General features: G+C 63.0%; 12 protein-coding genes. 2 read left to right on the forward strand and 10 right to left on the reverse strand.

What is annotated here, in order from left to right; all coding sequences use genetic code 11:
• The 8 genes from LDN90_RS03270 to LDN90_RS03305 form a co-directional block, all read right to left on the reverse strand.
• Complete coding sequence (locus tag LDN90_RS03270) at positions 1-1,218, reverse strand: Gfo/Idh/MocA family oxidoreductase (protein WP_223947899.1); 1,218 nt, start codon at positions 1,216-1,218, stop codon at positions 1-3.
• Positions 1,219-1,239: 21 nt separating this feature from the next.
• Positions 1,240-2,361 carry a Gfo/Idh/MocA family oxidoreductase gene (locus LDN90_RS03275; RefSeq protein ID WP_216921719.1) on the reverse strand — a complete coding sequence of 374 codons (1,122 nt, stop codon included), beginning with the start codon at positions 2,359-2,361 and terminating at the stop codon, positions 1,240-1,242.
• Complete coding sequence (locus LDN90_RS03280; protein WP_223947900.1) at positions 2,358-3,134, reverse strand: sugar phosphate isomerase/epimerase; 777 nt, start codon at positions 3,132-3,134, stop codon at positions 2,358-2,360. Before LDN90_RS03280 ends, LDN90_RS03275 begins: the two co-directional genes overlap by 4 nt.
• A gap of 75 nt (positions 3,135-3,209) precedes the next feature.
• Positions 3,210-4,049, reverse strand: a complete 840-nt coding sequence (locus LDN90_RS03285; RefSeq protein ID WP_216921713.1) for a carbohydrate ABC transporter permease — start codon at positions 4,047-4,049, stop codon at positions 3,210-3,212.
• Positions 4,042-5,055, reverse strand: coding sequence for a sugar ABC transporter permease (locus tag LDN90_RS03290; RefSeq protein WP_216921710.1), 1,014 nt, complete (start codon positions 5,053-5,055; stop codon positions 4,042-4,044). The genes LDN90_RS03285 and LDN90_RS03290 overlap by 8 nt, the downstream gene beginning before the upstream one ends.
• A 63-nt stretch (positions 5,056-5,118) precedes the next feature.
• Positions 5,119-6,435, reverse strand: coding sequence for a sugar ABC transporter substrate-binding protein (locus LDN90_RS03295; RefSeq protein ID WP_216922784.1), 1,317 nt, complete (start codon positions 6,433-6,435; stop codon positions 5,119-5,121).
• 54 nt (positions 6,436-6,489) lie between these two features.
• The gene (locus LDN90_RS03300; RefSeq protein WP_223947901.1) at positions 6,490-7,647 is read right to left on the reverse strand and encodes a Gfo/Idh/MocA family oxidoreductase; all 1,158 of its coding nucleotides are present in this window, start codon (positions 7,645-7,647) and stop codon (positions 6,490-6,492) included.
• On the reverse strand, positions 7,644-8,384 hold the full coding sequence (locus LDN90_RS03305) for a sugar phosphate isomerase/epimerase (protein ID WP_223947902.1): 741 nt from the start codon (positions 8,382-8,384) through the stop codon (positions 7,644-7,646). Before LDN90_RS03305 ends, LDN90_RS03300 begins: the two co-directional genes overlap by 4 nt.
• Before the next feature lie 182 nt (positions 8,385-8,566).
• Here LDN90_RS03305 and LDN90_RS03310 point away from each other — a divergent pair, with 182 nt between their 5' ends.
• On the forward strand, positions 8,567-9,787 hold the full coding sequence (locus tag LDN90_RS03310) for an ROK family protein (protein ID WP_216921692.1): 1,221 nt from the start codon (positions 8,567-8,569) through the stop codon (positions 9,785-9,787).
• A gap of 85 nt (positions 9,788-9,872) precedes the next feature.
• Complete coding sequence (locus LDN90_RS03315) at positions 9,873-11,066, forward strand: MFS transporter (protein ID WP_216921689.1); 1,194 nt, start codon at positions 9,873-9,875, stop codon at positions 11,064-11,066.
• 242 nt (positions 11,067-11,308) lie between these two features.
• On the opposite strand, the gene aceB is transcribed toward LDN90_RS03315, so the two are convergent.
• Together aceB and aceA are read right to left on the reverse strand one after the other, a co-directional pair.
• On the reverse strand, positions 11,309-12,961 hold the full coding sequence (aceB, locus tag LDN90_RS03320) for a malate synthase A (protein WP_223947903.1): 1,653 nt from the start codon (positions 12,959-12,961) through the stop codon (positions 11,309-11,311).
• A gap of 207 nt (positions 12,962-13,168) precedes the next feature.
• On the reverse strand, positions 13,169-14,491 hold the full coding sequence (gene aceA, locus LDN90_RS03325) for an isocitrate lyase (RefSeq protein WP_223947904.1): 1,323 nt from the start codon (positions 14,489-14,491) through the stop codon (positions 13,169-13,171).
• Positions 14,492-14,524: the final 33 nt, after the last annotated feature.

Raw genomic sequence — 14,524 nt, forward strand, 5'->3', positions numbered from 1 at the left:
TCAGGCTCCTTCGGTAGCGGTGCTGGTTGGCTTCGGGGAAAGCTGGATCAGTGAGCTCTTGGCCGCTGCGGATTCTTCGATGGCAGCGAGGACGTGCTGGACGTTCAGGCCTTCTTCGAACGACGGCGATGGCTGGCTGCCGTCCCGAATGGCCAGCAGGAAGTCGCGGATCTGGTGGGTGAAGGTGTGTTCCCAGCCGATGATGTGACCCTGCGGCCACCACGCTTCGAGGTAGGGGTGTTCGGGTTCGTTGACCAGGATCCGCCGGAAACCCTGCTCGCGGACAGGGGCAGTGGCATCCAGGAAGCCGAGCTCGTTCAAATTCTCGAGGTCGAACAGGATGGTGCCCTTGTCTCCGTAGATTTCGAGTTTGAGGGAGTTCTTCTGGCCGGTCGCTACACGGCTGACTTCCACCGAGGCAATTGCTCCGGAGGCGAGGGTCAGCGTAGCCCAGGCCGCGTCGTCGACCGTGACATCTTCCAGACCGTCCACTCCGGGGCGGCGGTTCACGAACGTGTGCAGGCGGCCCGTGACCTCGGTGACGGCATCGCCCAGGAGGAACAGGACTTGGTCGATGGCGTGGGAGGCGATGTCGCCCAGCGCACCGGAGCCGGCGGTTTCCTTGCGGAGGCGCCAAGTCATGGGGGATTCGGCGTCGGAGAGCCAGTCCTGCAGGTAGGCGGCCCGGACGTGGCGGACGGTGCCGAGCCGGCCTTCGGCGATCAGTTCGCGGGCCAGGGCGAGGGCCGGGACGCGGCGGTAGTTGAAGCCGATCATCGACTGGACGCCGTTCGCGCGGGCGACGGCCGCGGCTGCGGTCATGGCTTCTGCCTCGGCGATCGTGTTCGCCAGAGGCTTTTCCACGAGGACGTGTTTCCCGGCAGCGAGGGCGGCAACAGCGATCTCGGCGTGCATCCAGCCCGGAGCGCAGATATCGACGATGTGGATGTCGTCCCGCTCAATGACCGAGCGCCAGTCGGTGGCGGACTCTGCCCAGCCGTACTTGGCGGCGGCCGCCGCGACGGATTCGGCGTCCCGGCCGACGAGGACTTTTTGCTCGAAGGCGGGGACGTCGAAGAAGCTGGCCACGTTCCGCCACGCATTCGAGTGGGCCTTCCCCATGAAGGCATAGCCGATGGCGGCCACACCCAGCGGGGCAGATGCTGGGCCGTGTGCCGGGGCAGGCGTTTGGTCGGATGGGCGGACTGGGGTGGTCATGGTGTGGTTCCTCGCTGATTCTTAGAGTGTGGCGGTTTCCGGCGCCCAGTCCTCCGGGACGGGTTCGGAGGCGGGCGCGTTGCTGGTGACATCTACGAACGAGCCCGACTCCACGGATTCGGAAATCGAGACCATCGTGTCCAGCACGTGGTAAGCCAGTTCGCCGGTGGCGCGGTGCGGAGTGCCTGAACGCAGGGCACGGGCCATGTCCAACACGCCCAGGCCGCGGCCGTTGGCCGGTCCGGTGGCGGGGATGATCTCGGGTTCTTCCGCCCCGGGCCGCCAGAGCCTGAGGTCGCCGTCGAAATAGTTCGGGTCCGGCAGCGAGAGCGTGGCCTCGGAGCCGGTGATTTCCACGAATCCCATTCGCTGGCGGGGGGACTCGAAGGAGAACACGCTGTGCGAGGACGCACCGCTTTCGAACTGCGCCATCGCGGAGACGTGTGTGGGGACCTCGACGGCGAACTCCTCCCCGGCCTTCGGACCGGAACCAATGATCCGGGTCGCCTTTGCGGAGGAGCCGACGGCGGCTACCTTACGCACCGAGCCGAAGGTCTGGACCAGAGTGGTGAGGTAGTACGGGCCCATGTCGAACAGGGGGCCCGCACCGTGCTGGAACAAGAACGCAGGGTTCGGGTGCCAGGACTCGGGGCCCGGCGTCTGGAATGTGGTCATCCCGGTCAACGGGGTGCCGATGTCCCCGCGCTCGATGATGCGGCGGGCTGTCTGCAACCCCGCACCGAGGAAGGTGTCCGGCGCCGTTCCGAGGCGGATGCCCGCGGTATCTGCCGCCTTGAGCAGGCCCAGACCCGATTCCCGGTCCAGGGAGAACGGCTTCTCCGTCCAGACGTGTTTGCCCGCGTTGACCGCCGCCGTTGCAACCTCGACGTGAGCTGCCGGGATGGTCAGGTTCACGATGATTTCGACGTCGGGATGGTTCAGTGCCAATTCAGGCGCACCGAACTCGGGGACGCCGTATTCCTCGGCACGTGCCTTGGCTGCTTCTTCGAACAGGTCGGCGATCACCAGGACCTTGATGTCCGGGAAGGTGGTGAGGTTGTCCAGGTATTGCTTGCTGATGTTGCCCGCACCGATAAAGGCCACGCCCACCGGACCCTTGCGGTTTGACGGAGTGAAGCTCATGCCCCTGCCTCCTCGGAAACAGTTCCCTCGGCTGCCTGAACGCTTGCCGCTGCCGTCAGATACCTCAGGCTCTCGGTGATGCCCTCAAAAATGTCGCCGGAGTAGTCATCGAACTCCACCACGCCAACTTCCAGGGACTTGGCGGCGGCGATCACGTCAAGGACCGGAATAGTTCCTTGGCCAGCGGGCTGCTGGGCCTTGGTGTCCGTGGTGGCCGGACCGTCCTTGATGTGGATGAACTTCACCCGGTCGCCCAAGCGGGCCAGCAATTCAACCGGGTCCTGGCCGCCGACAGCAGCCCAATACGTGTCCACTTCAAGGACGAGTTCCGGATCCAGCAGTCCCTCGAAGTACTCCAAGGCAGTCTTGCCTTCGATGGTGGACTCCAGTTCCCACGCGTGGTTGTGGTAACCAACGGCGATGCCGTACTCGGCGCCCTTCTTCGCTGCCGCATTCAGAGCCGTGGCCGTGGACTGGATGGTCTCTGCGTCCTGCCAGTGTTCCGCAGGGAGGAAAGGATCAATCACGGTGGTGATCCCCAGTTCCTTAGCGGCCGCGAAGATCTCGTCGTGGTCCTGGCTCAAGAGCGGCGCATGGCCGGATGGGGCGGTTAGGCCGTTTTCCTTCAAGGCCTTGCCGAGTTCGGCAGCGGTGGCCACGAAGTTGTACGGCTCCACCTGCGTGAAGCCGATTTCGGCGACCCTCCTGATGGTTCCAGGCAGGTCCTCCTGGATGGCGTTGCGGAGGGTGTACAGCTGGAGTGAATAGGACATGGCTTCCTTCCCGGTGATCGCCCGGTGTTCCTCGGTGTTGCTCGTACTGTCGGTTGCGGTCTATTAACAGTGAACCTACTTAACTGCCCCGGATGACAGACCTGCCACCAAGTGTTTTTGCACCAGGATGAATCCGATCAAGACCGGCAGGCTGACCACCACCGAAGCAGCCATGAGTTGGTTCCAAAACACATCCGATTCGCTGGCGTAAGCCTTGAGCCCCAAGGACAGTGTTTTTGTGGCCTCGTTGGTCAGCACGGATGCGAACAGAACCTCGCCCCATGCGGAGATGAATGAATACACGGCAACTGCGATGATGCCAGGCTTGGCAACAGGGAGGATCACACGGAACAGTGCTCCCATCCTGCCGGTGCCATCGATCATCGAAGCCTCTTCCAGTTCCTTCGGAATCGAGGCGAAGTAGCCGCTGAGCATCCAGATGGCGAAGGGCAAAGTGAATGTCATGTACGTGATGATCAGCCCGAGGTAGGAGCCCTGAAGCTGCAGGCCGGTCATGTTACGGATCTGCGTGAAGATCAGGTAAAGCGGCAGGAGGAACAGGATTCCGGGGAACATCTGGGTGGATAGGACAGTCAGGCTGAAAGCACGCTTTCCCTTGAACTGCAGCCGCGCAATGGCGTAGGCAGCAAGGACGGCAACTGTCACTGAGCAGGCTGTAGCGCAGACGGTGATGATGAGGCTGTTCTGGAAGTACTTGGCCAGCGGGACCGTGCTCCAGATGTCCAGGTAGGGTGACGCCGTGATTTCGCGAGGTATCCACTGGAAGAGTCCGGAGACATCCTTGAGGGGTTTCAGCGAGGTGGAGACCACCACGAAGAGCGGTACCGCTACCCAGAGGGACAGGATGGTCAGGACCACGTTCCTGAGGATCCGGAAGTTGCGTGTCTCAATCATTGTCGGCTCCCTTGGGCAGCACCATGCGGATGTAGAAAACGGAGGCAATGAACAACGCGATCAGCAGCAGCACGCTCATTGCGCCGCCCAGGCCGAAGTTCCAACTGCCGAAGGAGTTTTGGTAGATCAGTGGGGAAATAAGGGTAGCTTCCTTGGGGGAAGTGGCTCCGAACAGGACAAAGGGGACGTTGAACTGGTTGAAGGTCCACAGCGACATCACCATGAGCAGGACCCCATTGGCCGGACGGACCATGGGCAACGTGATGCGACGGAACTGCTGCCAGAGCGTGGCGCCATCAATGGCCGCTGCCTCGTAGACGTCGGTGGGAACGTTCTGCAGGGCCGCCATGAGCATAAGGAACGCAAAAGGCCACAGCTGCCACACATTCACGATCACCATGGCTCCGAAGGAGTTCCCGCCCAGCAACCAGAAGGGGCGTTCGTCTCCGAAGAGGTGAAGCGTGTCCACCAGGATTTGGTTCACCGCACCATCGCGCTGGTTGAACATGAAGGCCCAGGCAATGGTTCCTACATAGGCCGGGAGTGCGTAGGGGACCAGGAAGAACGTACGGAGAAGAGCACGTCCCTTGAAGTTGGAGGAGAGGAAAACTGCGCCTGCCATGCCGAGCATCCAGGAGAAGCCGACCACCAGGATGGTGTAGCCCAGCGTGCGCCCAACCGTGCTGAAGAAGGCCTGGCCGATGGTGCTGTCCGGGTTGAGCCCGTTGATGAAGTTCTGTAGCCCTACGAACGGTGCGTTGAGCCAGTTGGTGAGGTTGAGCTGCGTCAGGGAGATGAACGCAATCCAGATCCCAAGGAGCATCGGGCCGATGTGGATCAGGAGTTCAAGGATCGCGGCCGGAAGGATCAAGCCGTAGGGGAGGAATGAGCGACGCCGTTTACGTACCGGCGGTGTGCTTGCGGCCCGTGGTTTCCCGGGCTCGGGATCAACGGCAGCGGTGCTGCCTGCAGCGGCGGGGCCGCTGTCCAATGCTGAATGGGACATGGAAACTCCTTTGCCGGAGCGGGGACACCACTTTATGGTGGCGTCCCCGCTCACTGGGCCTGGTTACTGGGCCGCGGCCATCTGGTTATTGGCGTCCTTGAGGGCCGCCCGGATGTCGTCTTCGGAAACAGTTCCCGTTGCCGCTTTGGCAAAGAGGTTCTTGATTGCCGTGCCGGTGAGGGTCTCCATCTGACCCTCCTTGGCGATCAGCGGCATGGGCAGGGAGTGGTTGGACAGGGCGTCATTCTTGGCCTTGACCTCTTCGGTCTGGAAGGCGGCATCGCTCGACGCCGCGGTGACTACCGGCAGGGAGGAATAGGCCTTGTTGAGGGCAATCTGCTCTTCGTCGCTGGTCAGGAACCCGGCCAGCTTGATGGCATTTGCCTTGTTGTCGCTGTTCTTGAAGACGCTGAGGTTGATACCGGCCACGTGGCTCTGGGTGCCGCGGTCACCGGTAGCTCCGGCGGTCATCATGGGGATCGGGGCTACACCCCAGTCCTTGAAGTCGCGAGCAGCGAAGTTCTTCAGCGGGCTCTGGTCAAACATCATGGCGGCCTTGCCGTTGATGAGGTTGTCCACCTTCTGGCTGCCTTGGCTCAGTTCAGCGTCCGACGGCGACATCACCTTGTCCGTGGCCATCAGGTCCACGAACTGCTTGACGCCCTCTACCTGCGGATCGCTGTCGAACGTGGGCTTTCCGTCACCGTCGAACAAGGTGCCGCCGTTCTGCAGGCCACGAACGAACGCTTGGTGCGAGTTGGCGGAAACGGATGCACCGGCTGCGGTGAAGCCCCACTGATCGGGCTTGCCGTCTCCGTTGGTGTCCTTGGTGAGCTTCTTGGCATCGGCCACAAACTCGTCCCAAGTTGTGGGGGCCTTCTCGATGCCGGCTTCCTTGAACAGCTTGGTGTTGTAATACATGTTGTAGGCCAGGCCGTAGAGCGGCACAGACGTGGGGGTCTTGCCCTCTGCGCCACCGGTGGACCAGCTGGTCTTCAGGAAGCGGTCCTTGCCACCAACGGCCTCCAGCAGTTCACCTTCCACGGGCTCGAAAGCGCCCGTCTCCTGAAGGGTCACGGCCCACGTGTTGCCGATGTTGAGGACGTCCGGGCCGTCGCCACTGGTAACTGCGGTAAGAATGCGGTTGTAGAGGTCAGTCCAGCTGATGACTTCCAGCTGTACCTTTACTCCGGTTTTTTCCGTAAAACGATCCAGCGTGGGCTTCAGCTTGGCTGCAGTGTCGTCCAGGCTGTTGCCTTGGTCCGATGCCCAGTAGGTGATGGTGTCGCTGCTTGCTTGTGGGCTGCTACCGCCGCCACCGCAGGCGCTGAGACCCAGTGCCAAGGCTGCTGTCGCGGCAACTGCCGATAGGACTTTCATGGGATTCTTCATGATGCTCCGGTTTTCTCGTCGTCGAGCTGGTGCTGGCTGAAACTAGGCTGAAAGCGTTGCTGCTGTGGGATCCCAATCCTCGGGCAGCGCAGGGACCTGTGTTGCAGAACTTTCCACATCCACAAAGGCCCGGTTGTCGATTGATTCTGCGATGGAGGCCATGGTGTCCAGGATGTGGAACGCAAGTTCACCCTGGGCACGGTGTGGCCGGCCCTCACGGATGGCGCGGGCCATTTCGAGGACACCGGCTCCACGGCTGGCAGTTGAGCCAACTGAAGGGACGGTTGTCCAGTCGTCGGAACCGAGCGCACAAATCCTGATGTCGCCGTCGAAGTTGTTCGGGTCCGGCAAAGCGATGGTGGCTTCGGAACCGGTGATCTCCACAAACCCTGCGCGTTTGAGCGGGGAATCGAAGCTGAAGATGCTCTGCGCAGATTCACCGTTCTCGAACTCGAGGATGGAGCTGACGTGAGTAGGGACTGTGACCTCGAACGTCTCGCCGGCCTTGGGGCCCGAGCCGATCACACGTGCCTCCCGGGACTTGGAACCGAAAGCGCCTACCTTGCGGATGCTGCCAAAGGTCTGAACGAGCGTTGTCAGGTAGTAGGGGCCGATGTCGAACAGAGGACCGGCGCCGTCCTGGAACAGGAATGCGGGGTTCGGGTGCCAGGATTCAGGACCCGGGGACTGCATCAGGGTCAGTGCCGTCAGCGGAGTGCCGATGTCGCCGCGTTCGATCATGCGGCGGGCAGTTTGGAGGCCGGCGCCGAGGAACGTGTCCGGAGCACAACCCAACCTGACGCCGGCGGCGTCGGCTGCCTTTAGCAAGCCAAGGCCACTTTCACGGTCCAGCGAGAATGGCTTTTCGCTCCACACGTGCTTGCCGGCGTTGACAGCCTGTGTAGCGACTTCCACGTGGGCAGCGGGGATGGTCAGGTTGATGACAATCTCCACCTCCGGGTGGCCGAGGACAGCATCAATGCCACCGTGCACGGGGATGCCGTACTCGTTGGCGCGGGTGGCTGCGGCCTCTTCGAACAAGTCACCGATCGCCACAACGCGAACATCGGGGAAGCTTGTGAGGTTGTCCAGATACTGCTTGCTGATGACACCTGCGCCGATGATGCCTACGCCTACGGGGCCTGAACCCACCGGGCCTGACGTCAGGGAACCAAAGGCCATTCCTGCTGCGTTACTCATGCGGACACCTTCCCGGCGCTGAGGTAGTTGTAGCTGTCTTCCACGGCGTCAAACATGTCGCCCTGGAAGTCGTCCAGTTCCACCACCGCTGCCTCAAGGGAGCCGGCGGCGCCCAACACGTCCCAAATAGGCATCTGGCCGGCACCAACGGCGAGCTGGCTCGACGGGTCCGAGGTCACGGGACCGTCCTTGATGTGAATGAACTTGACGCGGTCACCAAGGCGGGCCAAGAGCTCGGCAGGGTTCTGGCCACCTACTGCTACCCAATACGTGTCCAATTCCAGGACGACCTCGGGGTTGAGGTGGTCGGCCAGATGTTCGATTGCCGTTTTGCCGTCAATGACGGATTCAACTTCCCACCAGTGGTTGTGATAACCGACGCGGACACCGTATTCGGCTCCCTTGGCGGCGGCCGCATTGAGCTGTTCCGCGGTTGCTTTGATGTCTTCGATGGTGTTCCAGCGCTCGATCGGGACATGCGGGTCAATGACAGTACCGATGCCCAGCTGCTGCGCAGCGGTAAAGATTGCGTCCTGGTCATCGCTGAGCAAGGGAGCGTGGCCGGACGGGGCGGTGAGGTTGTTCTCCGTCAATGCCCGCTTGAGTTCGTCGGCCTTGGCAACGAAACGGTATGGCTCAACCATGGTGAATCCGATGTCGGCCAAGCGCTGGATGGTTCCCGCCAGATCCTCTTCAAGGGCCTTTCGGACCGTGTAGAGCTGGATCGAATATGACACTGTCTCTCCTCGTCGTTGTGGGTGGAGGCAAATTGATGCCGTTGATTTCCGGCATCCAAGGGGGTGATGTGCTGCTCCTCACAACCTAGGGGGACTTTTGTCGAGCGTCAAGCAAAAGTTGAAATATTGCCGACAAGCTTCTGCTGCATGACACGCATAAGCAATCGTGCTTCACTAATTGCATGACCTCAGCACCCGGACACCAAGGCGTAAAAGACGCCCCCGCGCAGGATGCCGGTAACCTTTCTCGTGCCGGGGACCTCTTCCAGCTCCTCCGGGACGGCCAAGCAAGGACCCGCGCTGAACTTGCCCTCACCACAGGACTCGCCCGCTCCACCGTCGCTTCCCGGATCGACGCCCTGATCGGATCCGGCCTCGTCGGGCCTGCCGGGGAGGCCACATCCAGTGGCGGCAGGCCGCCGTCGCGCTTTGCCTTCAACCCCGCCGCCCGCGTCGTCCTGGCGGTCGACGTCGGAGCCACCCACGTGATTGTCGCCGTCACCGACCTCGGTGGAAGCGTCCTCGCCGAACGCAGGCTGACGCAGGAAGTCGCCGAGGGCCCGGACATCGTGCTTGGCCAGGTCATCAAAGCCGGGCGCGAGCTGCTCAGCGAAGCCGGGCGCGAACCCGGCGACCTCGCGGGCATTGGCATCGGACTGCCCGGGCCCGTGGAACACGCCACCGGACGGCCGGTCAAGCCACCCATCATGCCGGGCTGGGACGGATTCGACGTCGTTCCTTATGTCCAGCGCTCGCTGCCCGTTCCAGTTCTGGTGGACAACGACGTCAACATCATGGCGCTTGGCGAACGCACCGCCTACTGGCCCGACCACGAGAATTTCCTGTTCATCAAGGTCGCTACTGGCATCGGCGCAGGCATCATCAGCAGCGGCCAACTGCAGCGCGGCGCCAACGGCACCGCCGGGGACCTCGGCCACGTGCGGGTACCCCGCGGCGACGACGTCCTCTGCCGTTGCGGCAACTACGGCTGCCTGGAAGCACTCGCCTCAGGTCCGGCCGTCGCCCGCCAACTCAAGGCGCAAGGTCTCGAAGCGGCCACGGGAGCTGATGTCCTCCGGCTGGTAGCCGAGGGAAATTTGCAGGCCATCCAGGCCCTCCGGCAGGCGGGACGGGACGTCGGCGATGTGCTGGCCACCGTGGTCAACCTGCTCAATCCTTCCATGATCGTCATCGGCGGCAGCGTGGGAGAGGCTGGCGAACACCTGGTTGCCGGCATTCGCGAAGTTGTGTACCGGCGTTCGCTGCCGTTGGCCACCACTCACTTGCGGATCGGTATTTCCATGGCCGGTGATCGCGCTGCAATCCTGGGCGCCAGCCAGATGGTGACGCAGTACGTTCTCTCACCGGCAGTGATTGAAGCCACGCTCCAAGCAGCGGGATAGGCGCCGTTTGTGACCGGATGGCCGGTGGCGGCGTGATAGCAATGAAGGTGATGAAAACGTTTCCCGCCACCTTCCAGCGCAATCCATGAGCCAGTTCCTCGCCAAAGTTCCCCGGGGATGGTTGATCCTCGCCTGCATCGGCCTGATCGCGCTCAACATGCGTGGGCCGTTCGTGGCAGTGGCCCCAGTGGTGGATTCGCTGCAGGCCGATCTCGGATTTTCGCCTGTTGAACTGGGTCTGCTGACTGGTATCCCCGTGCTCTGTTTTTCGCTCGCCTCGCCGTTGGCGTCCCTGGCCGGGCGGCGGCTCGGTGCCGAATTTGCCGTCATGCTCACGCTGCTCGGCGTACTGGCCGGCGTCGTGATCCGGTCCAGCGGCGGTGGCGTGCCGGTCCTGGTGGGGACAGTCATCATCGGTGTGGCTATTACGATCGGCAATATCGCCGTGCCACTCATCATCCGCAGGGACTTCGCTCCACGGCGTCAAGCTACGGCGATGGGCGTATATACGGCAGCCCTGAACATTGGCTCGTTCCTCACCTCTGTGGCTACTGCACCGCTCGCTGAACTGGTGGGCTGGCGGCTTTCCTTGGCGGCGAGTGCCCTTCTGGCGTTGGCAGCCATCTTGTTCTGGATACCGACTGTGGGATTCCGCCGCGCCTTGGTTCCCGCCGCAGTTCCTGCGCCCGACCGGTCCGCGTCCACTGCGGTTGTAGGAGTTGGCTGGTTAACGGCAGGCCTGACACTTGGCTTCGCCGGTCAAGCGTTCTCCTATTACGGGGTCACAGCGTGGCTGCCGAGCTTCCTGTCCGACGAACTCGGCATGGGCGCCGCCGAGGCCGGCGCAGGCTCCTCACTGTTCCAGATCTTCGCGATTGTGGGCGGGCTTGGTGTGCCGCTCCTGGCCCGCTTCGCCAGCACGACGACGGTGGCCGTCACCTTGAGTGCGCTATGGCTGACGGTTCCCGTGGGCTTGCTCCTGGCGCCTGATTTGTGGTGGATGTGGTCTTCCATGGGAGGCATTGCGCAGGGTGGCGGCATCACGGTGGTGTTCATTGCCATCATCAAGTTCGCCAGGGATCAAGCCTCGGCAGGGAAGATGTCCGCCGTCGTCCAAGGCGTGGGCTATCTGGTTGCAGCGCTGGCGCCAACCGTCATCGGCTACGTCCATGGCGTGTCCGAGGGCTGGACCGTGCCGCTGCTGGTGATCCTCGGTTCGGTGCTCGCGTTCTGTGTGTGCGTTACGTTGTCCGTGCGCTGGGTGGCCCGACAGGGGTAAGTGAGCGCCGCCGTCGGGGTTGTCCTTCCCTACCCGATTCGGGGGTGCGCTGCGCATTAGACGGTAGGAAGCGTCTTGTGTGAAGCTGGCCATCGAATCGGTGCGAGGCCGGTCGCATTCCGGGCCCGCGGTGGCATGGAGAAACCCCGCTGCTGGGCTGCCTCCCCGACCATCGGGGTCACTTGTTGCGAAGAGTGCAGGCAGCCCAGCGTCGGGGCTTGGTTTGTCGCTGACCAGTTCAGCTAGGCGGCGACGAGTTCCTCCTCCGTGGCCTCTTCACGGGCCTCGGTGAGGAAACGGGCGTAGGCCGGGATTGTCAGGAAGGTGGGGAATTCCTCGGCCAAGGTGACTTCTTCGAAGATGGCGCGGGCGTCAGCGAAGCGGTCTCCGTCGAAGCGTTCCAGTCGGGCGTATTCCTCGTCCAGCATGTCCTGGACCCATTCACGGCTGATGATCTCGCCGTGATCGGTGATGGCGTGGGAGTGGATCCATTGCCAGAGCTGGGACCGGGAGATCTCGGCGGTTGCGGCGTCTTCCATGAGGTTGTGGATGGCGACGGCGCCGTTGCCGCGGAGCCAGGACTCGATGTAGCGGATGCCTACCTCGATGTTCAGGCGAACCCCGGCCTCGGTGATGGTGCCTTCGGTGCTGGCGATGTCGATCAGTGCGCGGTCATCCGGGGTGACGTCCTCGCGGCTGCGGTCCAGCTGGTTCGGCCTGTCGCCGAGCACGGAGTCGAACACTTCGCGGCAGACCGGTACGAGGTCCGGGTGGGCTACCCAGGAGCCGTCGAAGCCGTCGTTGGCTTCGCGGGTCTTATCGGCGCGGACCTTCTCGAACGAGGCGGTGTTGGCTGCTTCGTCCTTGCGGTTCGGGACAGCTGCGGCCATGCCACCGATTGCCATGGCCCCGCGGCGGTGGCAGGCCCGGACGAGTTGTTCGGTGTAGGCCCGCATGAACGGCTGGGTCATGGTCACCTGGCCGCGGTCCGGGAGTACGAAGCGCGGTCCGCGGGTGCGGAAGTTCTTGATCAGGGAGAAGATGTAGTCCCACCGACCGGCGTTCAAACCGGAGGCGTGATCCCGGAGTTCGTACAGGATCTCCTCCATCTCGAAGGCGGCGGTGATGGTTTCGATCAGCACGGTGGCGCGGATGGTGCCCTGCGGGATGCCGAGGAGGTCCTGGGCCAGGACGAAGATGTCGTTCCACAGGCGTGCTTCGAGGTGGTTTTCGATCTTGGGCAGGTAGAAGTACGGGCCCTTGCCCTGGGCGAGCAGGCGGCGGGCGTTGTGGAAGAAGAACAGCCCGAAGTCCACGATGCCGCCGGCGATGGGCTTGCCGTCGATCAGCATGTGCTTCTCGGGCAGGTGCCAGCCGCGGGGACGGACCACGATGGTGGGCAGGTCTCCGGCCGGCTTGAGCTTGTACTCCTTGCCTTCGGGGGAGGTGAAATCGATGCGGCGTTCCAGTGCGTCGGTCAGGTTCAGCTGGCCCTGGATGACGTTGCGCCACGTCGGGGTGGAGGAGTCTTCCATGTCGGCCAGCCAGACCTTGGCACCGGAGTTCAGGGCGTTGATGGTCATCTTCTTATCCACCGGGCCCGTGATCTCTACGCGGCGGTCCTCCAGGCCCGGGGCCGGGGGAGCAACACGCCAGCTCGGGTCGTTGCGGATGGCCTCGGTCTCGGGGAGGAACCGCGGATCCTGGCCACTGGAAATCTGATTGCGCCGTGCGTGCCGTGCCTGCATCAGCTCCTGACGACGATCAGCAGTAGCCCGGTGCAGTTGGCCGATGAACTCCAAAGCATCCGGCGTGAGGACCTCGTTTTGCCGGCAAATAGGCTGCGCGGTCAAAGTAATGCCATTGATAGTGAAGTTGTCCGTGAAGCTGTTCATTTCAAATCTCCTATGAAAATGTTCGACGGCGGCACTTGCGTGAGGTGGGCCAGAGAGACCGGAGGAACGGTGGTGCGGCAGCCTGCGTAAAAGGGGCCCTGCGTCCCGGTCCGTCCTCGCTCAGCGAGGTCGAAACCGGGACGTGGGGAATAGCAGGCAGAGCATTACCGGTCCGCAGGCCGGCGGAAGTCCCGCCGTCGGGTGTGGTTAGTGGAATTGGCCCTCTTCGGTCGATCCGACCAGAGCGAGGGTGGATGCGTTCGGGTTGAGCGCGGTGGCGATGTCGTCGAAGTAGCCGGTGCCGACTTCGCGCTGGTGCTTGGTGGCGGTGTAGCCGCGGGCTTCGGAGGCGAATTCCTTTTCCTGGAGCTCGACGTAGGCGCTCATGCCTTCGCGGGCGTAACCGTGGGCGAGGTCGAACATCGAGTAGTTCAGGGCGTGGAATCCGGCCAGGGTGATGAACTGGAACGTGAAGCCCATGGCGCCGAGCTCGCGCTGGAACTTGGCGATGGTGGTGTCGTCCAGGTGCTTGCGCCAGTTGAAGGACGGGGAGCAGTTGTAGGAAAGCATCTGGTCCGGGAATTCGGCCTTGACCGATTCGGCGAACTTGCGGGCAAGCTCCAGGTCCGGGGTGCCGGTCTCCATCCAGATCAAGTCGGAGTACGGTGCGTAGGCCTTGGCGCGGGCGATGCAGGGTTCGATGCCGTTGCGGACCTTGTAGAAGCCCTCGGCTGTGCGTTCACCGGTGATGAATTCCTGGTCGCGCTCGTCAACATCGGAAGTGATCAGCGTTGCTGCTTCGGCGTCGGTGCGGGCGATGACGACGGTCGGGGTACCGGCGACGTCGGCTGCCAGGCGGGCTGCGTTGAGGGTCCGGATGTGCTGCTGGGTGGGGATCAGGACCTTGCCGCCGAGGTGTCCGCACTTCTTTTCTGAAGCGAGCTGGTCTTCCCAGTGAACACCCGAGGCACCTGCGGTGATCATGGACTTCATGAGTTCGTAGGCGTTCAGCGGGCCACCGAAGCCGGCTTCGGCGTCGGCGACGATCGGAACCAGCCAGTCCTCAACGGTCTTGACGCCCTCGGCGTATTCGATCTGGTCAGCCCGGAGCAGCGCGTTGTTGATGCGGCGGACAACCTGAGGGACCGAGTTGGCCGGGTACAGGGACTGGTCCGGGTAGGTGTGGCCGGAGAGGTTCGCGTCAGCGGCAACCTGCCACCCGGAAAGGTAGATGGCGCGGAGTCCGGCCTTGACCTGCTGCACGGCCTGGTTGCCGGTCAGTGCGCCGAGAGCGTTGGTGTACCCGCCGGTGGGTGCTTCCTCGGTGAGCTGCTTCCAGAGCTTCTCCGAACCGCGGCGGGCCAGTGTGTGCTCTTCAGAGACGCGACCGCGGAGGCGGACGACGTCGGTGGCCGAGTAATCACGGGTGACGCCTTCCCAACGCGGGTTGGCGGACCATTCAAGTTCCAGCGCTGCTGCCTGCTGCTCTGCAGTCTGTGCGGATTCTGCTGGTTCAAATGATGCGGTCATTGCATGTCTCCTAATATCCAAGGGCTCCCGGGC

It is taken from the genome of Arthrobacter sp. NtRootA1 (assembly GCF_019976975.1).
In the GTDB taxonomy this organism is placed as follows: Bacteria; Actinomycetota; Actinomycetes; order Actinomycetales; family Micrococcaceae; genus Arthrobacter; species Arthrobacter aromaticivorans.